Origin of the sequence: Larkinella sp., from assembly GCF_965227735.1 — a bacterium.
Taxonomy (GTDB): Bacteria; Bacteroidota; Bacteroidia; order Cytophagales; family Spirosomataceae; genus Larkinella.
In genome coordinates this window covers 1,069,988-1,093,386 of the sequence record NZ_OZ245776.1, presented here as the reverse complement: position 1 = coordinate 1,093,386, position 23,399 = coordinate 1,069,988, and the positions used below count along the sequence as shown (strand labels likewise).

Annotated in this window: 14 protein-coding genes; 6 read left to right on the top strand and 8 right to left on the bottom strand. The window is 54.6% G+C overall.

Translation table 11 applies throughout. The features are described from left to right. Complete coding sequence (locus ACO064_RS04290; protein ID WP_421826170.1) at nt 1-936, bottom strand: alpha/beta fold hydrolase; 936 nt, start codon at nt 934-936, stop codon at nt 1-3. A 170-nt stretch (nt 937-1,106) separates the two neighbouring features. On the opposite strand from ACO064_RS04290, the gene ACO064_RS04285 reads away from it, so the two are divergent. Then, entirely contained in the window at nt 1,107-1,313 is a 207-nt protein-coding gene (locus tag ACO064_RS04285) for a hypothetical protein (RefSeq protein ID WP_421826169.1), read from the top strand. On the opposite strand, the gene ACO064_RS04280 is transcribed toward ACO064_RS04285, so the two are convergent. Further along, nucleotides 1,302-7,022: a family 78 glycoside hydrolase catalytic domain gene (locus ACO064_RS04280; protein ID WP_421826168.1), complete on the bottom strand. Its 5,721-nt coding sequence runs from the start codon at nt 7,020-7,022 to the stop codon at nt 1,302-1,304. The two genes, ACO064_RS04285 and ACO064_RS04280, sit on opposite strands and share 12 nt — an antisense overlap. A 509-nt stretch (nt 7,023-7,531) precedes the next feature. Between ACO064_RS04280 and ACO064_RS04275 the strand changes: the two genes are divergently transcribed. From ACO064_RS04275 to ACO064_RS04260, 4 genes are all read left to right on the top strand, one after another. Further along, nucleotides 7,532-9,394, top strand: coding sequence for a CHAT domain-containing protein (locus ACO064_RS04275; RefSeq protein WP_421826167.1), 1,863 nt, complete (start codon nt 7,532-7,534; stop codon nt 9,392-9,394). Between the two features lie 3 nt (nt 9,395-9,397). Next, entirely contained in the window at nt 9,398-13,087 is a 3,690-nt protein-coding gene (locus ACO064_RS04270; RefSeq protein WP_421826166.1) for a hypothetical protein, read from the top strand. A 148-nt stretch (nt 13,088-13,235) separates the two neighbouring features. Next, the gene (locus ACO064_RS04265) at nt 13,236-14,537 is read left to right on the top strand and encodes a caspase family protein (RefSeq protein WP_421826165.1); all 1,302 of its coding nucleotides are present in this window, start codon (nt 13,236-13,238) and stop codon (nt 14,535-14,537) included. Next, nucleotides 14,534-14,962: a hypothetical protein gene (locus ACO064_RS04260; protein WP_421826164.1), complete on the top strand. Its 429-nt coding sequence runs from the start codon at nt 14,534-14,536 to the stop codon at nt 14,960-14,962. Before ACO064_RS04265 ends, ACO064_RS04260 begins: the two co-directional genes overlap by 4 nt. 15 nt (nt 14,963-14,977) lie before the next feature. Here the strand turns inward: ACO064_RS04260 and ACO064_RS04255 are convergent, their stop codons facing one another. The 6 genes from ACO064_RS04255 to selD all read right to left on the bottom strand — a co-directional run bounded on the left by ACO064_RS04255 (nt 14,978) and on the right by selD (nt 19,505). Further along, the gene (locus ACO064_RS04255) at nt 14,978-15,325 is read right to left on the bottom strand and encodes a hypothetical protein (protein ID WP_421826163.1); all 348 of its coding nucleotides are present in this window, start codon (nt 15,323-15,325) and stop codon (nt 14,978-14,980) included. A 51-nt stretch (nt 15,326-15,376) separates the two neighbouring features. Next, nucleotides 15,377-15,982 (bottom strand): RNA polymerase sigma factor, encoded by a 606-nt coding sequence (locus tag ACO064_RS04250; RefSeq protein WP_421826162.1) that lies wholly within the window; start codon nt 15,980-15,982, stop codon nt 15,377-15,379. A 184-nt stretch (nt 15,983-16,166) separates the two neighbouring features. Continuing rightward, on the bottom strand, nt 16,167-16,808 hold the full coding sequence (locus ACO064_RS04245; protein ID WP_421826161.1) for an MBL fold metallo-hydrolase: 642 nt from the start codon (nt 16,806-16,808) through the stop codon (nt 16,167-16,169). A gap of 8 nt (nt 16,809-16,816) precedes the next feature. Continuing rightward, complete coding sequence (locus ACO064_RS04240) at nt 16,817-17,518, bottom strand: SAM-dependent methyltransferase (protein WP_421826160.1); 702 nt, start codon at nt 17,516-17,518, stop codon at nt 16,817-16,819. A gap of 66 nt (nt 17,519-17,584) precedes the next feature. After that, entirely contained in the window at nt 17,585-18,355 is a 771-nt protein-coding gene (locus tag ACO064_RS04235; RefSeq protein ID WP_421826159.1) for an alpha/beta fold hydrolase, read from the bottom strand. A 103-nt stretch (nt 18,356-18,458) separates the two neighbouring features. Continuing rightward, nucleotides 18,459-19,505: a selenide, water dikinase SelD gene (selD, locus tag ACO064_RS04230; RefSeq protein WP_421826158.1), complete on the bottom strand. Its 1,047-nt coding sequence runs from the start codon at nt 19,503-19,505 to the stop codon at nt 18,459-18,461. Nucleotides 19,506-19,890: 385 nt separating this feature from the next. On the opposite strand from selD, the gene ACO064_RS04225 reads away from it, so the two are divergent. Next, nucleotides 19,891-23,307, top strand: coding sequence for a TonB-dependent receptor (locus ACO064_RS04225; RefSeq protein ID WP_421826157.1), 3,417 nt, complete (start codon nt 19,891-19,893; stop codon nt 23,305-23,307). The last annotated feature ends 92 nt before the right edge of the window (nt 23,308-23,399 follow it).

Sequence of the window (23,399 nt, the reverse complement as noted above, 5' to 3'; positions counted from 1 at the left end):
TCAGGGGTTGGCCGTCATGTATTCTCTCGGATGACTTTTTTCCGGTTGGATCGAATGGGCGTAGGTCGTCAGAATGTTGACAATAATCTCCGTCATATATTCCCGCTTGTTAAACACGATGTCGTGGCGGTTTTCGGGCAACAGAAATTCCTTGGAGGGCGCATTGACGAGGTGCGAACGCCCAAACGAGACGTTCGTCGGATACACCAGGTCGTCGCGCTGGCCGTGCAGAAACGTCACCCCGGCTTTGATTTTCGACCAGTCGGGCAGAATTTCGGTCAGCGCTTTGCGGTGGGCCAGTTTTTCGTCGTTGGCGAGCAGCAGGAGCGGGGGAATGAGCCAGCGCAAAGGCGGTTTGTCGATGAAATGGCTGATGGGGTAGGTGCGTTCCAGCCCCGGCCCCAGCGCGGAGGATACAAATACGACCTGATCGACTAAATCAGGGTTGTTCATTGCCAGCCGTGCGGCCACCGAACCGCCGTAAGACGATCCGACCAGCATCAGAAACGACGCTTTCCGGTACCGGTCAATCAGCGGCTGAAGCAGTTGTGCCTGTTTGACAATCGACGTTTCGACGCGGCCAAAATCGGAATATCCGTAGCCCGGCCGGTCGACCGCTACCAGGTGGGCGCGGTTAAGCAGGGTCGTATCTTTGAAAAATTTCTTAAAAAAAGACAGCGAACTCGGTGCCCCATGCACAAAAAGAACAACGGGCAGGGTATCCTGACCAGCCTCGTCTGTTTCCAGATAGCGGATGGTTCGGTCTTTGATTTTATACCGATGCACCACGGTCTGAACGGGGTTATTGCGAAAAGTTTCGGCCAGTTCTTCGTCACTGTCCCGCGATTCGACCCAATGGGCTGCGGTAAGTAAGCCGGCACATACAATAATGATGATGATTAAAGTCCAACGGAGGACGCGCAAAAATAACTTCATGCTTATATAACGAACGCCGACGCGCTGAGGTTTTAGGAAGCACGGTTTTTACACAACGATTCGTTTCAAAACGGGTGTTGGAGGATGGGAAATTCGTGGCTAGGGAAAGACGTGCAAACATTTCGGGCGGGGTAGGGTTACTTCCTGAACAATCACGACAAGATGACTTTATGAACAATCAGGATGCTGCACTGCCGAAAACCGACGAAGAAATCCACCGGGACGCCATTGGTCTGGAAATGAAACCCGAGCTGATGAACCCTGCCGATTCGCCCCAGGAAGACGAAACCGATACGCTCGAACCCGACGATGACGATGCGGAACCCGGAACCGGCGTGTCGATTGGACAGGCCGGCTCCAGGGCTTTACCGGTGTAAAAGCACCCGCCCACCCGACGTTTTCTGATCGGTTTTGAGGTGAATAAAATGCATACCGACTGCGTTTTGACTGAGGTCGACGGTTTCTTCCTGCGGCCGCCCGGTTCCCAGCACCTCCTGCTGGTGCAGCGTTCGGCCATATAAGTCCGTGACAATCAGCCGGGCTTTTTCATTTTCGGCCAACTGGAAGCGGGCCGTTACTAGGCCGGTTGTGGGGTTGGGTGTCAGAGACAAGCCCGAAAGCGATTCGCTGTCGGCCCCCGCTCCAATCCGTTGGCCGGGGGCGCAGGTGATGGTTTTGGGCGACCAGACCAGAACGTAACTGCCGCCCTGAACCCGACCCCAGATGGTGCGGGTCTGGTTGTTTTTCAGGTTCTGCGGTACGGTAAACGCGTAGCCGTGTATGCCGTTTCCCTTCCCGGCATTTTTTAAATCCTGCCGAAAAATATCGGCCGAAACCGTTCCGGCAACCTGTGCCGTTGCGAGGGAGCTGCCTTCCAGAAAATCGATCGTAACGACAGCGTTGGGCCGGTCCCGGTTCCAGATCCAGCCGGAGAACGTCGAGCAGTTGACCACATCCAGATATCCTTCGAAGTTGCCGGTAACCGGAACCGGATTAACGGTTAAAGTCACGGTAAGATTGGTTTTGGCATTTTTGTTATCCGTCGCCGAGTAGGTTAGCGAATGGGTGCCGGTGGCGTTGGGCGTACCACTCAGGACGCGGGTACCGGGATTGAAACCCAGCCAGGCCGGCAAGCCCGTCACGGCGTAGGACAACGACCCGTTTTCGGGATCGGAGAAGGCCGCCAGCGTTGTCGTGAAAGCCTGCCCAATCGTGGCCGTCAGGGAGGCAATCGAAGGCGCAACCGGAGCACGGTTGGCAGGCGTTGCATTGTTAACCGTCATGCGAACCGTCATTGGAACGGTTACGGTTCCGTCATTAGCCGAATACGTCAGACTGAAAGAACCCGCCTGCGTTGGCGTTCCGTTCAGGATGCGGGTCGAGGCATTGAACGTAAGGCCGGGAATCGTTCCTGCAACACTGTAGGTCAGCGGGTTGTTGTCGGCGTCGGTAAAGGGAGCCAGCGTGGTCGTAAATCCTTGCCCCACCGTGGCCGCCAGCGTCGCGATGGACGGTGCGACGGGGGGCTGGTTGGTTGGGGGTGGGGGCGTGGTGGTGCTTTCACAGGTCAACGACTTGGGCGACAGCCGCAACACGTAGGTTGAGCCTTCCACCCGCGCCCAGATTTTGTGGGCCTGATTGTCTTTCAGACTCTGGGGAACCATGAAGACATACCCGTGATTGCCGTTTCCTTTTCCGGCGGTTTTCAAATCCTGCCGAAACACGTCTGCTATAATTGTATCCACAAGCCGGGCGGTTTCGAGCGTCGCACCGTCCAGAAATTCAACCGTAAGCGGCAGATTCGGTCGGTCCCGGTGCCATACCCACCCCGAAAAAATATCGCAGTTGACCGTCGACAGATACCCGTCGTAGCCCGCCAGGCTCAATGCCGGAGCGGTCGCCGTGTTCGAAACCGTGACTGTGACACCGACTTGTTCGTCCAGGTTTTGGGCGTCCGTTGCGGTATAGGTCAGGCTAAACGTCCCGGCCGAGGTGGGCGTACCGCTCAAAACGCGGGTGGAAGCATTGAATCCCAAACCCGGTACGGTTCCCGACAAACTGTACGTCAATGCGCCGTTTTCGGGGTCTGTAAACGGGGCCAGCGTGGTGGTATACAGTTGCCCAATCGTAGCCGAAACCGAAATAGGGGATGGGGCTACCGGCGGCTGATTCACGACTGGCGGACTAGCGACAACCACGTTGACGGGGGTGGTGACCGATACGGTTCCGTCATTGGCGGCATACGTTAGACTGAACGTTCCGCTGGTGGTTGGCGTACCGCTCAACACGCGGGTGCTGGAACTGAATCCCAGCCCCGGCACCGAACCCGTCAGGCTGTAGGTCAGCGGGTCAGCGTCAGAAAAAGGAGCCAGCGTGGTCGAGAACGACTGCCCGACCATCGCAGTCAGCGAAGCAATCACTGGCGCAACCGGCGGTGTGTTGACCACGGGAGGGCTGGCGACAGAAGCACTGACAACCACCGAAGTCGATGCGGTTCCGTCGTTGGCCGAATACGTCAGACTGAACGTTCCGGAGGTCGTGGGCGTGCCGCTCAACACGCGGGTGGAAGCATTGAATCCCAGACCCGGCACCGAACCCGTCAGGCTGTAGGTCAGCGGGTCACTATCGGCGTCGGTGAAAGGAGCCAGCGTGGTCGAGAACGATTGCCCGTTGGTTAGTTCCAGCGAGGCAATCACCGGCGCAACCGGCGGTATGTTCGCGGGCGGGGGTGTCTCTGTGCCTTCGCACGTCAGGGTTTTGGGCGACCATTTCAGGGTATAGATACCCTCGGCCCGGCCCCAGATCGTGTGTGTCTGGTTATCTTTCAAACTCTCCGGAACCTTGAACCGGTACCCGTGGGCGCCATTGCCTTTTCCCGCATTTTTCAGATCCTGCCGGAAAAAATCAGCTACGACCGTCCCTATGAGACTGGCGGTTTCTACCGTCGGCCCTTCCAGAAATTCGATCGTTACGGCATAATTGGGCCGGTCCCGATTCCAGGCCCAGCCCGTGATGCTGTCGCAGCGAACTTTATCCAGATAACCGTCGTAGACATTCAGGTTGTTATGAATGACGATCGACAGGGTGGCCGTGGTAGAAGCTCCTTCCGTGTCGGTCGCTTCAACGACCAGGGGATAGGTGCCGGCTTTGGTGGGCGTTCCACTCAACAGCCGTGTTGCGGGGTTGAAACTCAGGCCGGCAATGGTGCCGCTGAGGGCGTGGGTCACGGTTCCGCCTTCAGGATCCGTAAACGCCGGAACCGTGTACGTGTATGATTTGCTGACGATGCCGGAAGGCGGGCTAAAACCGGGTGCCACGGGTGGCCGGTTTTCATAATTGCCGGGGGCCGACAGGAAATCGTACGAGCCGGAGCCCACCTGAAACAGGGCGCGACCGTCTTCCATGCGCAGGAACGTAACCCCCGTTGCGGTTTCGGCCGGCTGGTTGCCTTCGCGAACCGAAGCCAGATTGTCGGCGGGAATCGAAACCAGGGCCGTGGTGTTGCCGGGTACGGTTATTTTCCAGCGGAATTGCTGATTCGTAACCGTCCATTCACTGGCAATGGTGCCGTAAGCGGAAGCGAATGTCGAATTGACCCGATTTAGATCGCCCGATGGAACGGGGCGCATCACGATGGATTTGAAACCGGCTTCTCCGGATTTGATACCCGCCAGGTTCTCGTATAGCCAGATGGGTAAATCGCCCAGCAGCATAACGTGGTTGCCCGAATTCATGAAGGCCGGGGCCTTGTTGCCGTTCCACAATTCCCAAGTCGTTGTGGCACCGTTCTGCACCATATACCCCCAGCTTGGATAACCGGTATTCGTCGCCAGCCGCATCGCCAGATCCGGGCGTCCGTTGGCCGTCAGGGTTCGCATCAGCCATTGGGTTCCGACGACGCCGGTGCTGATGTGTCCGTTGAATCGCCCTTCGATGACCGCCGTAATCTGGTTGAAAACCGCCGACCGCCGTTCGTCGGGAACCAGCCCGCAGGCCAGCGCCACGAGGTTGGCCGTCACGGTATTGTTGTCGTATTGATTCGTAAGGGGATTCAGAAATTTCTGGTTGAAAGCCGTCCGAACCAGGGCCGCGCGGCTGCTGAAAGCCGCACGGTCGGCTTCGTTGCCGGTTATCTCTGCAAACTGCTCCATCTGTTTCAATACGTAAAAATAATAGGCAGTATTCATCAGCGTTCCGTCCGTTCTGCGGGTGGGATCTTCCGTTTTGGTCAGATACATCGACTCCGGCGGCAAGGCCCAGTCGCCATATTCATCCGCCTGCTGAATGTAGTCGGTGCTGTATTTTTCGAGGTAAGTCACCCAGCGTTTCATGGAGGCATAGTGCTTCCGAATCGGTTCGTCGTCGCCGAATTGCTCATACAACATCTTGGCTACCAGAACATAAGCCGAAGGCCAGGTCACGCTGGGCGTTGCGTATTTCCAGTAGCTTGGCACAATGTCCGGAATACCGCCGTCCGATTTCTGCGCACTCTCGATGTCGTCCAGCCACTTGGCATACAGACTCTGGTTGCCGTACATGAAACTTTCGCCGGTCGAAACCGTCGTCCGGTCGCCGAGCCAGCCCTGCCGTTCGTCACGCTGCGGGCAGTCGGTTGGAATACCCCGGTAATTGCCCCGAACCGACCAGAGGGCATTGCTGTAAATCCGGTTCAGCAGGTCGTTCGAGGTGGTCAGCGTTCCCGTCTGGGGCAGGTCGTCGTGCACCACCCGGCCCTCCAGTGATTGCGCCGTTGGCGTGCCGGGGTAGCCGCTCACTTCGATGTAGCGAAAACCGTGGTACGTAAACCGGGGCTCCCAGATTTCTTCTTCCCCGCCTTTCAGGGTATACATGTCCTTCGCTTCGGCCGACCGCAGGTTGTCGACCATCAGGGTGCCATCGCTTTTGATGTTTTCGGCAAACCGCAGCGTTACCTGCGTTCCGCGGGCGCCCTGCACCTTAAGCCGGGCCCAGCCCACCATATTTTGACCCAGGTCAAAAACGTATTTTCCCGGTTCGGGCTGCTGAACCGAAACCGGCGTCAGGGTTTGAATCACACGAATGGGTGGATTGATTTGCGATTCGAGTCGGCTGGCCGGAGCGTTGACGGTGGCCGCCGTGAGCCAGTTGCTAGCATTATAACCCGTTTGATCCCAGCCGGTTAGTTCACGGGTGGCGTCATATTCTTCGCCGTCAAATTCGTTGTTGGCCCGGATGGGGCCATCGGCGGTCACTTTCCAGGTGTTATCACTTACAATTTTTTCGGTCGTTCCGTCGGTATAGGTCACCTCAATCTGCAGCCGCAGTTTTGGATAACCATAGTGGGTGGTAGCTGGCACCTTGGGTAGTCCGACCCGCATGGCAAAAAAGCGGCCGTTGCCGAGCGTCACCCCGAACGCATTGTCGCCCGATTGCAGATAGGTCGTGACGTCCAGGGTGTTATACAAAACCCGTTTGTCGTATTCCGTTGGCCCCGGTGCCAGCACGGCATCGCCCACCTTTCGGCCGTTCAGTGAAAGTTCGTACAGCCCCAGGCCACTAATGTAGGCCGTGGCCTGTTTGATGGGTTTGGAAAGCGTCGCCTGTTTTCGGAAATAGCGGGCCGACAGCCGGGTGTTGACGGCTTTGGGCGCATCCCACTCAAAAGCCTGCTCCAGGCCAATCCACTGCGCCGTCCAGTCGGCGGTTTGCAGCAGGCCCATCGACCAACGCGCCGGAGAACTCCAGTTGGATTCGACGCCGTCTTTGCTCCGGACTTTAACCTTCCAGAAACAGTTCTGGCGGCTGGTCAGCGTCTGGCCCGCGTAGGCAACCCACTGCGAACGGTCGCTGGTTACCAGCCCGGAATTCCACAAATCACCCTCGTTCCGGTTGAGTTTTTCCAGCGTCGACGCAACCAGAATCTGGTATTTGTCCTGCTTCAGATTCCTTTGATTGCTGGTCAAGATCCAGCTCAGGCGGGGAGACGAAGCGGTGAGGCCTTCGGGATTGGCCAGGTTTTCGGTGTGGAGATCGGAGATCGTGATGCTCCGCTGCGCCAGGGCGGGAAACGACAGGCAGAGTACTAATCCGTAAAGAATCCAATTCATAGACTTCCGTTTAAATTCGTAAGATGGTGATGCATTTGGTTCGTACAACTTTTCCCAGGGCGGAACCCGGTACGCAAAAAAGGGCGGATACTGAAATAATAACCAGACAAATACTTGTTGTTTATTCTTAATCTATATCGGTTACATCAATAGTTATTCCAAATTTTATCAGACAAAAGGATTCGCTTGAATTTCACACTTCTATCCAGTAGACTTGGTTTTAAAAGTGTAATAAATAGTATTTTGTATGGAAAATAGACGAATTATCTTAGGCAATGATACGTCAAATGAATGAATAAACTTTTTATCGGGTGACTAAATTATCAGACGGTAAAAATCCGGACATTTCGGGCGTTTCCGGGCTTATTTTGAATACAGGCAGTTATTACTTACCTTCCGATCGATAGAAGCGGTTACACTACCCGTGATCATTCGTTCAGACCGTGGTAGTGGCCGGGCCGCTGCGGGTGGCTCCAATCGCTTCTCGCTACGCATTTGTAACCACCGAGATGGATACCCTGCTTTTTTGTTTTGCCAACGACCGGGATCATCCGTTGCCGTCTCTGCGGGATGAAGACGACGGCATCGACCGGCTGCTGGATTTACGGAGTAGCAAAGGTCACTTTCAAAAAGTGCGGGAATCGTTTGCAACTACCAGTTCGGTGGCCGATAAACTGGCTACCTACCAGAACACCCTGAGTCTGTTTCATTTCAGCGGTCATGCAGGCAGCACGGTTTTACAACTCGAAGACACCGTGGCGCGGGGCGCGGGGATTGCCCAGTTGCTCGGTCGCTGCCCCAACCTCAGGCTGGTTTTCCTCAACGGCTGCTCCACGCTCCAGCACATCCGGCTGCTGGTGGCCCAGAATGTAAAAGCGGCCATCATTGCCACCAGTACCCCGATTGAAGACAAAGCCGCGTCTGCTTTTGCCCTCACTTTCTACCGCGCGCTGGTCAATCAGCATTCGGTGGAAGAAGCGCTGGATAGGGCCCAACTGACCTTGCAGGTGAGCGAAGCGACGACCATTCAGGTGGTTGACCGCGCGATGATTGACCTGTCGGAAGAGGAAGTCACTCGGAACCTCTGGTATTTTCACCGCCCGTCCGACGAAGCCGCCCGCTGGGAGCTGCCTACGGCGGCCGAACAAACCGCCGTCGAATACAAGCCGAATACCGCCCTGCGCAATGCCCTGTTCAATGCCCTCAATAAATACGAACCGGGCTTGCGGGACAAGTTTATGCAGGTCAGCAAGCAGTCGCCGGAGTCGCAGATTCTCTGGATCAACGACGCCATACTAAGTCGGTTGCCGTATCCGATTGCCGAACCGCTCCGCCGGTTATTCACGCCCCCACTTAGTCCGGAAGGTAAGAAATTGCCGATTCCGAGTACGCGCGAACGGCTGCTGAACTACACGGCTTTGTTCGAATCGGCCCTCGATTTGCTGGTCATTACCATGCTGGCTCAGGTGCTCGACCGGCTGATCCGGTATCGGAAAGAAGGAGCAGAGCCACCGATGACAGCTGATACTACAGCACTGATGCAGCGGCTGGTGACGGAAGGCTGGTCGAATCTGGAACCGCATGAACTAGGGCGGTCGCTGCGGATGCTGAGCCAGTTTCTGACCGATCGTCAAATTAACCTTTTTGTCCCGGAAATGCAGGAACTCGCCCGTCAGTTCGATGAACGGGAGACGTTTTACGAATGCTTTCTATTTTTCGACGATTTGCGCCGACGGCTGGCGGGCAACGCCGGAGTCGCCAGCATTCCGTCGCTTTGTCAGGTGGGCGAAGATCAACTGGTGGAGTTGTGTAAACGGCTGGGTTTCTGGGCCAACTACCAGCTTGAATCCTACAAAAATATTCGGGTGGTGCGGTTTTTTTACCGCCAGGAAGAATACAAACACGAAAAGGCGGTTTTGCGAACCACCCAGAATCCGTACGAAGACAAATCATTTCAGGAGATCAACCTGACCAATCCGTGGGCGTCGCAATCCGTGCTGCTGGTGAAGGTCCGGCGGGAAACCGCTACGGGCGAACCCGAAGTGGCTGATTTCCTGAACCTTTCGCCTTTGCTGATCGACCAGAATGTCTACATCAAAAGCAACGTTTTCGATCCGTATAGTTTTCATTCGTCCCAACCCGGAACGCTGCGGTTCAAGCACATCGCCCGGCCCGAAGATCCGCTGTTGAGTGTGTCGTTCAAGCCCAGCGAGACCGAACTGCTTCAGAAGCAGGATTTTACGACCCTGCGCGAACAGTTCAGCACGGTGCTGGCGCTGCTTTCGTTACCCGATCCGCTGGCGACTGCCGAAAATGAACCGAACCTTTCAACTACCGATACCAACATCGATCTGCTTTCTCTGTCTGACTAAACCATGCCCGCTCACCCGTCCGTAAGCAGTCCGTTTAAATTTCTTGACGCCTACACAGCCGCCGACCAATCCCGGTTTTTTGGCCGGCATGCGGAGCAGAAACGGCTGGTCGAACTCCTCTTCCGGTCCCGGCTGGTGCTGGTCTACGGGCCGTCGGGAACCGGAAAAACCAGCCTGGTGCAGTGTGGACTGGCGAAAGCGATTCCGGCTTCCGACTATTTTCTGGTGTCCATCCGGCGCAGGGGCGATTTGCGGCAGACGCTGGTGACGATCCTGAGCGGTATGCTGGAAGAAACCGCCCTGACCGATCCGGTCGCTCTGGTGGCGGAATGCATTCGCTACGCCCTGCGCCCGATTTATCTGGTTTTCGACCAGCTCGAAGAACTCTTTATCAGCGGCACGGCGGAAGAACAGCAGTGGTTTGCCGGTTTTTTGAAAGCGATCGAACATTCGTCGATTGCCTGCAAAGTGATTCTGGTCACGCGCGAAGATTTTCTGGCGTTTCTGTACACCTATGAAGAACAACTGCCCGGTTTGTTCGATTTTCGGATGCGGGTGGAACCGATGAGCGAACGGAATCTGGAAGAGGTCATCGTCGGCACCTTCAGCCAGATCGACGCGGTTCGGCTTGTGGAAGAACCCCGGACGGTCAAACTGATTCTGGAGAACAACCGCAGTTCGGCCAATTCGTTTCAACTGCCTTATCTTCAGGTGTATCTGGATCGGCTCTGGCGGATGGAAAACGAAAAAGATCCGCAGCCGCCGGTCTGGATTACCCCGGCACTGGTGGAGGAGGTGGGCCGGATCGACGATGTGCTGGAGCTTTTTCTGGCCGAACAGAAGAAATCCGTCACCGATTTGCTGGCTCCGGACGAACAACCCGCCGTGAGTCTGGTGCTCGAAACCTTTGTGACCTACGAAGGCACCCGCCGGGAACACCGCCTGGCGTCGCTCGAAGAAGCCACGCGCCTACCCGTTCCGCTGCTCCTGCGAATCCTGTCCGAGCTGGAACGCACGCGTCTGGTTCGCCCGGACGAAGGAACCTACGAACTGGCCCACGACAGTCTGGCCAAGGTGATCGACAAGTGGCGTTCGGCCGAACAGCGACAGATCAACGACATCATCCGGCGGCTGAAAGACGCGTATCGCGAATATATGGAGAAAAACCAGGCCGAGGATTTGCTGCTCTCTTCGCGCCGGTTGTCCGAAATCCGGCTCTACGAAAAAGCGGTACACGACGAACTGGATCGCAGCCTGGAAAAGCCCGAAAGTGACGCCAAATGGGCCTATATCGAAGCCAGCCGCGCCTTTCAGAAGCGGGAACAGCGCCGGGAACTGGAGGAGCAGCAGCGAAAAAATGCCCGGCTGAAACGCACCGTTGCCGTTGTGTCGGTGTTTCTGGCGGTGGCGCTGGCGTCGGTCTGGTTTGCGGTCAATCAATGGGACAAAACCAACCGTACCCGCATCGTATTACAGGCCGAGGGGATGGACCCCGTACAGGCTTTGGTATCAGTGGCTGGCGCGTATGAGCAGGACCCGAACGAATTGAACCGGAAATCCCTCTACAACCATTTCTACAACCACCGGCTGTATACATCGAAGCTGGAACTGGAGGCTATGCCGATCCGGGATGCTGATTTCTCGGAGGATGGCCGGTATGTGCTGACCACCACCGAAAGCAATTTTGTTCACCGCTGGGATCGGAGCCAGAAGGATCTGAAAGTCGATGCGTTAGAAATTCCCGGTATTTACCTGTCGGTGGAACTGGCTCCCGATAACCGGCGTGTGCTGGCCCTGACGGAGCCGGGGAACGTCTTTCTGGCCGACTTCGGGGATCAAACGCTCAAACCGATCGGTGCGGATTCTACGGTTTTTTTTGCTGAATTTTCGAAGGATGGCCAGACGATTTTGACCGTCAACGGCGAAGGGACGGTGACGCTCTGGACGCAGAATGGCAGCAAGGCCGAGGTGCTGACGGCTCTTCCACCGATGGAACTGGCGGCCTATTCGCCGGATGGTTCGATGATTTTGGGCTTCCCGAAACCCAAAATTACGCAGGGCAACCTGCAACTGAGCAACCAGATTTTACTTTGGGACCCGCAGGGAAAGCGGTTGCTGGATTCGGTTCGGTTACCGGGTGCGGTTTTCTGGGCCGAAACGATTGAAGACGGGCGCATTTTGCTCGTTGGCACCGAAGATGGCCGGGTGTTTCGGTGGGATCGGAAAACCCGGCAGATCCGCCCCCTGCAACAGCCCGGCGGGGATTTTCAATTTCCCAATCTCAAGCTTTCGCGCGACGGTCATATCCTGGCAGCGGGTGTCGGGCAGGCCATTTACTGGTGGAATTCGGACGGAGAACTGGTGGATACGCTGAAAGTCGACCGGCTTGTGCAGTCAATTGAAATTGCGCCCGATGGGAAGATGATGCTGACCGTTGCCGGAACGGAAGTCGAATTGTGGGATCAGGATAAACGATCCAAAGGCTTTTTATCGCATTCGGCAGCCGTTTCGACGGTGGCCTTTGCACCCGATGGACAATCGATTCTGACCCGAACGGAAGATGGAAAAGCGTTTCTCTGGAATTTGAAGGACGACCGCTTGCTGGAGTTGCCCCACGAAGAGATCGTGCTGGACGTATCGGTGTCGTCCGACGACCAGACGCTGGTGACGTTAACCGTTGAAGATCAGGTGGTTTTCTGGAACCGGGCCGGTCAACCGATCGATTCGGTGCTGGCTCCGTTCGGAACCGTGGGGGTGTTGGTGTCCGTTGACGCCCGGCACCTGTTGCTCGACATCCCGGACACGAATGCGGTGGTGTGGAACCGCACCCAACGGCGGATGAAGCCGCTGGCCGGTGAGTTTGTCACGGCCTCGGCCGACCGGAGCACGTTTCTGACACGCACGAAAACCGGGAAAGGTTATCTGTGGAATTTCGAGGGCGAGCGAATCGACAGCCTGCCGATGAATCTAAACGGGCAGCTCATTTATTTGTCGGAAAACGGGCAGGAAGCGGTGATCCGGTCGTTGCGGTCGACGGGGGGCAAGATGCACATTTGGAGCCGCAAAAACCGGCGGCTGCTGGCGTTGCCGGGTAACCACCTGCAGGCCACGATTTCGCCGGATGGAACGTCGGTTTATGCGCTAACCGAAGGCAACAATGACACCCTGTCGGGCTGGAATCAGCAGGGGCAGTCCTTTCTGTCACAATCGCTGCAATCCGGGCGGTTTACCGCCGGGTATGAAATCCGGTCTTTTGCCCTGTCGCCCTCCGGTCAACAGGCGCTGATTACACAGGCGGGTGAAAATCAGGCTTTTTTGTGGCATGTGAAAGCGAAATCCTTCAATTTGCTAACACACAGCAAGGAAGTGGAAAACGCCGAATTTGCACCGGGCGGAGCCCTCATCGCTACGTTTCAGGGCGACGGTAAATCGTTCTGGTGGGGCACCGACGGGCAGCGGCTTCTCGACTGGCGGGGCAGTGTGGACCAGTTCAGCTTTTCAAAAAGTGGTGCCCTTTATTCTGCCATTCAGGGGCACCGGGTTTTGGTTTGGCCCGGCCCGGATTTTATCACCGACTGGCTGGATCAGCATATTCCGAAAGCGGAACGGCAGACGATTTTGGCCGATGTGAAAAAACAATACCGGCTGCAAACCTCGTTTTGGGAAGCCATCTGGCAATCGTTCCGGGAGTAAAAAACCGGGGGGCTTGCTATTTCCCGGGAGCAAACCGGGTAAACGTCTTTTCGCTTTGATCGGGTCTAAATTGCCCAGTTACACAAAAGTCATTGTATCCGAATGCCCGATTCCGTACCTTAATTCGCAGAAAAATGTGTCTATTCCTATGAAACCCTTCGTTGGCCTGGTTTGGATTTGCCTTTGGGTGGCGTGTTTGCCAACGCGCGGGCAGTCTGTGGTGGAGCCGCTGGTTCAGTTCAAACACGATTCGATACCGGCGATGGCGTTCAGTGTGACGGGTTCCGGGCGTCATTTCAACCGGTTTTATCCCATCGATGTCGATAACGTTAAACTCCGTATTGGCGACACGCTGCAGGTGAAGGTGACGCCCATCAAGTCGAATCGCAATCTGATTATTTCCATCCGGAACTGTTACGGAAATTGCACCATCGACGAGCGGGCCACCAGCGGATCGAAGACCACGGCTTACTCCGTTTCGTCGGCCAACGTCGACACCCTCAGGGAGTTAACGCTGAAAGTGCCGATCACCCAAACCGTTGCGTTTACCGACCAAACCGGCAACAAATTGTCGCTGGATAACGCGGGCCTGAAATTCATTTTCGTTTATATTTCGAACCCGAATATGGCCCTGGCGGAATATGACCTGGAGCTTTCGATTATTCGAAAATCCGAACGAAACAACGAATATCCGCTGCCCGCCAAAGTGAAACGGCCAACCCTGGCGACTGCCCGCTACCACGCGATTTTGATTGGCGTTAACGATTACAGCGATGCCCGGATCAAACTCAACCGCCCCCGCAGCGACATGGCCCGGCTGGACAGTGTGTTGCGGCAGAAATACGAGTTTACGTCGATCACCAACCTGCCCAATGCCACCAAAAAAATGGTGAAAGACACCCTGACGGCGCTTTCCTACCGACTGTTGAGCGACGACAACCTGCTGATTTTCTTTGCGGGACACAGCGTGAGTACGGACGAAAATACCGGTTTTTGGGCCTTGCAGGATACGCAGCAGGAGGATCTGGATAGCTATTTGTCGAATGCCGCGCTGGTGTCGATTCTGAACGAAATGCGCACCCAGCACCTGTTGCTGGTGGTCGACGCGTGTTTCGGAGCTACAGTGGTATCATATCAGGTGATGACTAACCAGAAACTGCAAACCTGGGAGGAAAAATATACCCAGAAAAGCCGCAAAGCCATGAGTTGCAGTTCGTTGGAAGAAGTGCCCGACAACAGCGTCTTTCTGGATTATTTCATCAAACGGCTGGCCACGAACGGGGAGGAGTATCTGCCATCGGAGGAGTTGTTCGATAGCCTGAAAAATGAGGTTCACAACCGAACGCAGATCCGGCAAAAACCGACGTATGGGCACATCAAAGGTTCGACGCCGGGAGCGGGGGATTTTATGTTCAAACGCAAACTGCGGCTGGCCGTCAAATCGGAATGAAGCTGCTTTTGCTCATCGTCTTTCTGGGGTGCAGCCTTCCGGTGGTGGGAAGCCGGATTTGGGCGGATTCCAGCCGGGCTAGGGGCGATACGCTGGAAGTGAGTTACATCAAGGTGTTTTTTATCGACGCCCCCGTTCCGGACTCGACCCGCAAAGTGACGATCAGTTACAGCCAGAAAAGCATTATTCTGGTGAATGACTACGGCAAACCGGCGATGCTCGAAATCAGCCGGGACATGAAGCAGTGGACGGCTTTTACGATCAAGGCCAACAACGTCAGCATTTACCCCACCAACAGCACCCAGCTTTTTGTCCGGCTGAAAACCGACCCGGTTCGGAGCAACAAATACACCGTTCGCCGGGGATCGCGCTACCGGATTTACCTCGGCACGGATGGAAAACTGGCCCTCAACCCGGAGGACTAAGCCTGCCGTCTTATCTCAGTTCAGTTTACGTTTCAGCAACCTGGCGAGAGCCGTCCATCCCAGTGGTTGCCACCGAAACCAGCGGAAAACCGGGTTCGACAGGACGGTTGGCGATGTCTTTTTGGCGAGCGTCATGGTTTCCGAAATCAGTTGCTGGAGTTCGGTTTCGGGCAAATAAGCATCGTTGACCTGCAAAGCCGCCACCACCGTTCGGGCCAGATTCAGATCCGCAACCCGGTCGGGGTTGGAGACTTGCCAGATATACCAGAAAGCATCGCTCTCCGGCGTGGGTTGCAACACCCACTTCCGAAAGGTCTCATTCCAGATCAATTTTTCGATGTTCGGGGCGTATTGCTGTGGCATTCGTAGCGTATTTGCTGTATGAAGGTACCAGGATGGTTGATTGCATTTGGGTCAACCCAGCAGGTGAACCAGCGAAACGACAAAGAATTCGGCTTTCCATCGGGCTTTCAATTGTTTGATGGCGGCCTGGAGCAGGTTCGAGACCGAGAGCGGGGCCATGTTCATGACCGTAGAAATATGGTCGCGGTCCAGTTCCTGAAAAAACTTGAGGTACACCACTTCCTGCTGCCGTTTGGGCAATTGCCCGATGAGGGATTTCATCCGGTAGACCACATTGCGGGATGTTTCGCCTTCAACCAGGCTTTCCTCAACTGAAAATTCGACCGAAAAATGGTCGACGCAATCGAGTGGAGTCCCGGATTGCCAGCGTTTGTTTTCAAGAGCCCGGTGCATACGACGGCGGAGAGATGCCAGCAGGTATGCTTTCACCATAACCGTATCGTTCAGCCTGTCGCGTTTCTGCCACAAGTCCAGAAAAAGATCCTGAATGCAGTCTTTCACGAACTCATGATCACTGGAATATTTACGCCCATACGCGAAAAGTAAACGGCCATAGCGCTCCATCAGCCGCTCAAAAGCCAGACAGTTTCCCTTTTTTAGCTCCGTCCAAAGTTCAGGTTCATCCAGGATAACCGGGTTTTTATTCAGTATATTCATGACATACCCTTGCTGCGGATGGTGGAAGATGCCTTGCTGATCAAATATAGGGTATTATCTGAATTCCTGAAAATAAGTCCCACTGTATGTTAAAATAGTACCAAGCTTAGTTATTGGATGGTTATAGAAGAAGACTTACAATGCCGACAAGAACAAGAAAAGACGGTTTAACCGACAACGGCTCTCACAGCCTGACAAACGGATTGGTTCGTTTTTCCTGGCCGATCGTCGTGGTTCCCATGTGACCGGGGTAAACCGTGTAGTCGTCGGGCAGGGTGTAAAGTTGCGTCCGGATGCTGCGAACCAGCGTATCGAAGTCGGAAAGCGGGAAATCGGTTCGTCCAACGCTGCCCCGGAACAGCACATCGCCCCCGATGACGAAGCGGTCGGCGTGGCCGACAAAGGCCACATGCCCCGGCGCGTGGCCCGGCACAAAACGAATCTCCAGTTCCGAATTTCCAAACGTGATGCTTTGTCCCGGAATCAGAAAATGATCGACTTCGGTTTCTTCAAACGCCATGATTCCGTAGTGAGGAGCCAGAATTTTATTGGATTTCAAAACCGGCAGGTCGCTTTCGTGCAGATACAGTTCGACACCGTATTTCCGCTTGACGAACGCATTGCCCAGCACATGGTCGATGTGGGCGTGGGTATTGAGCAGTTTAACTGGTTTCAGGTCGTTTTGCGCAATGAAAGCCGTTAACACTTCTTTCTCGGACTGGTCGTAACAACCGGGATCGATGATAACCGCTTCGCGGGTTTCGTCGTATAAAACGTAGGTGTTTTCCTGTAGCGGATTGAACGTAAAAGTCTGAATCTGTACCATTTGCAGCATCAAAGGAGTAAAAACAGGCTGGGTTTTTTGTGCAGATCCGGGGTTTGGGCCTTCCATTCGCGGATGCTCAGCGTTCGGACCAACTCGTCTTTGGCGGTCAGATTGCAGGCAATGCACAGCCGGGTTTCGGGGTTGCAGGCCGTCAGGATGTCGGCCAGCAGGTGGTTGTTGCGGTAGGGTGTTTCCATGAAAATCTGCGTCTGTCGGCGTTTGCGGGCGTCCATTTCCAACTGCTTGATTTCCTGAAGCCGGGCCGGTTTTTCGATGGATAAATACCCGTGAAACGCGAACGACTGACCGCTCATGCCCGACGCCATCAGGGCCAGCAGAATGGACGAAGGCCCCACCAGCGGCCGAACCTGCCAGCCCGTTTGGTGGGCCAGCCGCACCGCCACCGCGCCGGGGTCGGCCACGCCGGGGCAACCCGCTTCGGACAGAACGCCCGCATCCCGGTTTTGCTGTTTCAGAAGGGCTAACTGCTGTTTGGTTTCGGCTTCGGGCGTGTCTTTGTCGAGCTCGTAAAATAGTAAGTCATCAATAACAACCCCGGTTTTCAGACCGCTGATAAACCGTCGGGCCGTGCGGACGTTTTCGACAAAAAACACCGTCGTCTGGCTAATCACCTCACGGATTTGGGGGGGCAGCACCTGGTCGGCGGTATTTTCGGCCAGTATGGTGGGAATAAGATACAGAGCGGGCATGATGGAAGAGAAAGCAAACCGCATCCACACTGAGCAGACCGGTTTGCAAAGAACCGAATTAGGCGACTACTTTTCTAAAAAGCGCATCAGTATTTCCACAAACTCCGCCGGTTTTTCGGCCTGCACCCAATGCCCGGCATCCTCGATGGTTTCGAGTGTGCTGTTCGGGAAAATGCGCTTGATCTCGGCCTCGTCTTCGTCTTTTATGTAGCGGGATTTGGCGCCCCGGATAAAAAGCGTCGGCTCGGTTACGGTCCGGACGTGGGCCAACTCGCCCCCAATGGCGTGTAATTCCTGCTCGATGACGGGCAGGTTGAGCCGCCAGTCGAACTGTCCGTCGTCGGTGCGAAACAGGTTTTTGAGCAGGAATTGCCGAACGGGCAGAATGGGTTCATACTGGCTCAGAATGTCGTCGGCATCGTTGCGGCTTTTGATTGTTTTGAGGTCAATGGCCTTCAATCCCCGGATCAACTCGGCGTGGTGAATGGGGTAAAATTTGGGCGCAATGTCCACGATCACCAGCCGGCTGAAGTGCCCGGGATAGTCCATCGCAAACTGCATAACGGCTTTTCCTCCCATCGAATGACCGATCACGACGGGTTGTTCCAACTGGTGCTCGGTGATAAATTCCTGCAAATCGGCGGCCATGACGTCGTAATTGAACACCTCGCTGCGGGGCGACCGCCCGTGGTTGCGCTGGTCGACCAGAAAGACGCGGTGATTGTGTTCCGCAATGGATTTCGAAATGGTCAGCCAGTTGTCGGACGAGCCGAAAACGCCGTGTAGAATGATGATGGGAGTGCCGGTTTCGCCGGTCTGTCGATAGTAGAGTTTCATAGCAATCGTACCCAAGGAAGTTCGTCCGTGGATGGTTCAGGGGCCAAATTACAGAATATTGCCTGATATTTCACGGCCGAACCGCCGTAGTTACGATGGATGATTACCGAACGTAAACGACTTTTTCGCTTTTTTCGATCAATTGCCCGAAGGCTTTTAAATGAAGTTTGTATTCGAAAGCCACCTGTTCGAACAGCGTGGCGCTGCGGGGATCGACGGCAATCAGCAAACCGCCACTGCGTTGCGGATCGGCCAGCAAAAACCGTTGTTCCTCCGTCAGTTCGCTGGTTTTTTCGCCGAAAAGGTTCCAGTTCCGGTGGGTGCCATCCGGAATGTTTTCCGGTGTCCGGTAGTCGTCCAGCATCGGCAAAACCGGAACTTTATGAAAATCGATTTCGGCACTCAGTCCGCTGTTTTCGGCCATTGTAATCAGGTGCCCCAGCAAACCGTAGCCTGAAACGTGCGTCAGTGCCTTGACGTACGGCAGTTTTCCCAGGAAGCTTCCGAACGTATTCAGTTTGGACATCTGGCCCAGCGCCAGTTCGCTGTGTTCGGCGCTCAGGGTTTCCCGTTGCATTGCGGTGGCTAACATACCGGTGCCAAGCGGTTTGGTCAGATAGAGGCAACAGCCTTCCGTGGCCGTGCTGTTTTGTTTCAGATGGTTCAGACGCACCTTGCCGGTGACGGCCAGACCAAAAAATGGCTCCGTGCTTTCGATGCTGTGAATGCCCGCCAGCGGAATACCGGCTTCGGCGCAGAGGGCGAGGCTGCCATCCAGGATTTGACCGGCAATTTCCGCCGGAATGTTATCGTATGGCCAGCCCAGAATGGCCACCGCCAGCAGCGGTTCTCCACCCATGGCGTAGATGTTGTTGAGGGCGTTGGCGGAGGCAATCCGACCGAAATCGTAGGCGTCGTCAATGAAGGGCGCGAAGAAATCGGCAGTACTGACCACGGCTTCACCGTGGCCCGTTTCCAGAACGGCGGCATCGTCGAGGTGATCGGCACCCACCAGTAGGTTGGGGAAGTCGGGGAGGGAGGACGTTGGGGCGTTCAGGAGGGTGTGGAGAACGTTTGGGTCAATTTTGCCGCCAAAACCAGCGCCACGACTGAATTGAGCCAGTTTGTATATTTCCGTTTGTTGAATCATGTCCGTACGTGTTGTAACCGCTGTGCGGTTTTCTTTTTAATACTACTGAAAGATAAATAGAAAGGTTTAAAAAGCTGCACTTTCGGGGCGGAAGATCATGCGCTGAGAATGTAGTAAATACCTGAATAGTAGAAGATTGTCTAAAATAGATGCAAAAATAGACGCTGGCTTAACAAAAGGGTAACATAAAAATAATGTGGCGAAATTGAACGATAAAAACAGATTTATGGAGTTTTTGTAGAAAGCTTGTTTGTATAAATGTTATTTTGGTACTTTACTAAGAACTGCTACTTGAGTCACAAAAAAAAATATCGTTTCTTTGTGGAGAACTGTAGCAGGTTGTCGGATACACTTCAAACCAAATTTAACCAAATCAACCATTTTTATGAACAGAAAATTACTGTCTATCTACCTGGTAGCGTTCCTGTGCGGGCTGGTCTTTGTGCTGTCTGGCGGAGATGTTCAGGCACAGGTGACTTCTTCTTCCATTGCGGGGTTTGTAAAAGATCAAAAGGGAGACGGGCTTCCGGGCGCGACGATCGTGGCGATTCATACGCCTTCCGGTACGCGCTACGGAACCATCACCAACGGTGAAGGGCGGTACACATTCCCCAACGTTCGGGTGGGTGGGCCGTATACGGTGACCTCGACTTTCGTGGGCTTTAAAGAACAGGCGAAAGCCGATATTTTTGCGAGTTTGGGAACGGCCGCCAACGTTGATTTTGCGATGGCTGACGAAAGTACCCAGCTTTCCGAAATCGTCGTGTCAGGTAGCCGGAGCGATATTTTCAGTTCGGACCGGACCGGGGCGGCTGCTTCGTTCGGACGGGACGCCATCAACACGATTCCAACCATTGGCCGGTCGATTACCGATATTTCCAAGTACAACCCGTACGGAAACGGCCAGTCGTTTGCCGGTCAGGATCCCCGTTTCAACAACTTTACCATCGACGGTTCGGTGTTTAACAACGGTTTTGGTTTGGGTAGCTCGGCACTGGCCGGTGGCCGGACCGGAACAACGGCGGTTTCACTGGACGCCATCGATCAGATTCAGGTGAACGTAGCACCGTTCGACATTCGTCAGTCGGGTTTTACGGGCGCTGGGATCAACGCCGTCACCCGTTCCGGAACGAACGAATTTTCGGGTTCGGTTTATCACCTGTTTCGGAATAACAGCCTGGTGGGTAAAAAAGCCGACGGCGTAGAAATTACACCGAAACCCAATATTAACGAGAAAACGTACGGTTTTCGGGTGGGTGGTCCGCTGATCAAGAACAAGCTGTTTTTCTTTGTGAACGGCGAGATGTTCGACAGCAGCACACCGGCGTTGACCTGGAGCATAAACCGGGGGCAGTCGGGAACGAACGTGTCGCGGGTTACGGAAGCCGATATGAAAGATCTGGATCAGTTCATGCAAACAAATTTTGGCCGTAGTCTGGGAGCGTATGACGGTTTCAACAACGAGGTAAAAAGCCGGAAAGGGTTGATCCGCCTGGATTATAACATCAGCGATCAGCACAAACTGTCGGTGCGGTATTCACACCACAACTCCGAAACGGGCTCGATTATCAGCAACAGTAACAGTAGCAATACGGCGGGGAACGGAAACCGGACGAACAGCAACCTGGCGATTTCGCCGGAAAACTCCGGTTACATCATTGCCGACAACACCCGGTCGATTGCGGCTGAATTAACCTCCAACTTCGGCGGTAAGTTTGCCAACAACCTGGTGGCGACCTACAACAAACAGATCGAAGACCGGACGTATAAAACCGCTCTTTTTCCGACCATCGATATTTTGAAGGACGGAAGCACGTATACCTCCATCGGTTTTGATCCGTTTACGCCGAACAACAAGCTGAATTACTCGACGATGAACATCACCGACAACTTCAGCTATTTTGCCGGTAAGCACACGCTCACCGCCGGGTTGGTGTTTGAACATTATACGTCGAACAACGTGTTTTTCCCGTCGTCGAATGGCGTTTACGTCTACAACTCGATCGAAGATTTTAAGACAGCGGCTTTAGCGTCGATCAGTAATCCCACCAGCACAACCTCGCCGGTGACAGTGGCTCGCTACAACCTGCGGTATTCGCTGATTCCGGGCGGTGGCGAACCGTTGCAGACGCTGAAAAGAAACCTTTACAGTGCCTACATTCAGGATGAGTTCCAGGCCACGCCAAACTTCAAACTGACCGTCGGCTTGCGGGGTGATATCTTCCAGTATGACAACGAAACGGCCAAGAATTTTAACAACCCGATTGTGGCCGGTTTGACGTTCAAAAACGAAAACGGACAGGATTACAAAATTACCACCGGTGCTTTTCCGAAACCACGTTTGCTGCTGTCGCCCCGCGTCGGTTTTAACTGGGACGTTAAAGGAAATAAGATGACGCAAATCCGGGGTGGTAGCGGGATTTTTGTTTCCCGGATTCCGGAAGTATTGATTTCCAATCAGTTGGGGAATAACGGGGTAAATACGGCCGCCATTACCGTGACCGGTACGAATGCATATCCGTTCGTAACGGATCCAAGCAAGTTGCCTGCCGCCGTTCGTCCGCCCGATCCTTCCTCTGTTGATCTCAGCAAACTGGCTCCGTATCAGATCAATGCCGAAGACCAGGACCTGAAATACCCGCAAATCTGGAAGACGAACGTGGCCATCGACCAACGGTTGCCCTGGGGGTTGATCGGATCGCTGGAAGTAGTTTTCAATAAAAACATCCAGGCTCTGCGCTACATTGACGCCAACCTGAAAGCACCCGTTGCCGGCAAAACGCTGAGTGGCCCCGACAACCGCCAACTGTTCCCGGCGTTTGGGGTTGCCAACACGGGTTCGGGCGCAGCCAATCTGGTGAACGTTGCCCGGTATTATAACCCTAATATTGGAAATGCGTTTGTGCTGAGAAATACCAACAAAGGAAGCTCATACATCATCACGGCGAAACTGGAAAAACCGGCCACCCGCGGTCTGGGTGGAATGGTTGCCTATACTTATGGTGAAGCCCGGGATCTGGCCTTTGTCGGTAGCACGGTTCAGGCCAACGTGCCGACAATCTACGGTCAGAACTACCTGACAACGGCGTATTCGGATCAGGATCTACGTCACCGGATTGTGGGTTATGCTAATTACCGGATCAATTACGGTGGCAAATTCGGCGGTTCTACCACCTTCACGCTCGGGATGCTTTCCAGCAGTGGCAGCAAGATTTCGTATACTTACAACCAGGACGTGAACCTGGACGGCCAGACTACCAACGACCTGTTGTATGTGCCGAGAAATGCCTCTGAGCTGACGTTTGTTCCGCTGACCGTACCGGCCCAGGCGGCTACGGCAAACACGCCCGCCTATCCGGCGGTTACGTATTCCCCGGAGCAACAGCAGGCAGCTTTTGATGCCTACATCGAAGGCAACGACTACCTGAAAACCCGTCGCGGCCAGTATGCCGAGCGGAACGGTGGTCAGTATCCGTGGTTAACCCGTTTCGACTTCACCGTGATTCAGGAGTTTTACGTAGCGGTTGGCGCCAAAGGCAAGAAAAACACGATTCAACTTCGCGCCGACATTCTGAACGTGGGGAACCTAATCAACAATAGCTGGGGTTTGGGCAATTCCGTAACGACGTTTAACCCGCTGGCCTTGGCGAGCATCAACACCACGACGGGCGTGCCTTCCTACCGCTTGGCCACGCAGGTGATTGACAAAAGGACGGTTCTGCTGAAAGATTCGTTTGTGCCTGCTCAGAACATCAACGCGGTGTATCAGGCGCAGATCGGCATCCGGTATATCTTTAATTAGGACGTGTATAGTCAGAAAACACCCCCGCCGAAGCGATTCGACGGGGGTGTTTTTTATGAGAAAAAAGACCGTTAGGGCACTCAACTGTTTAG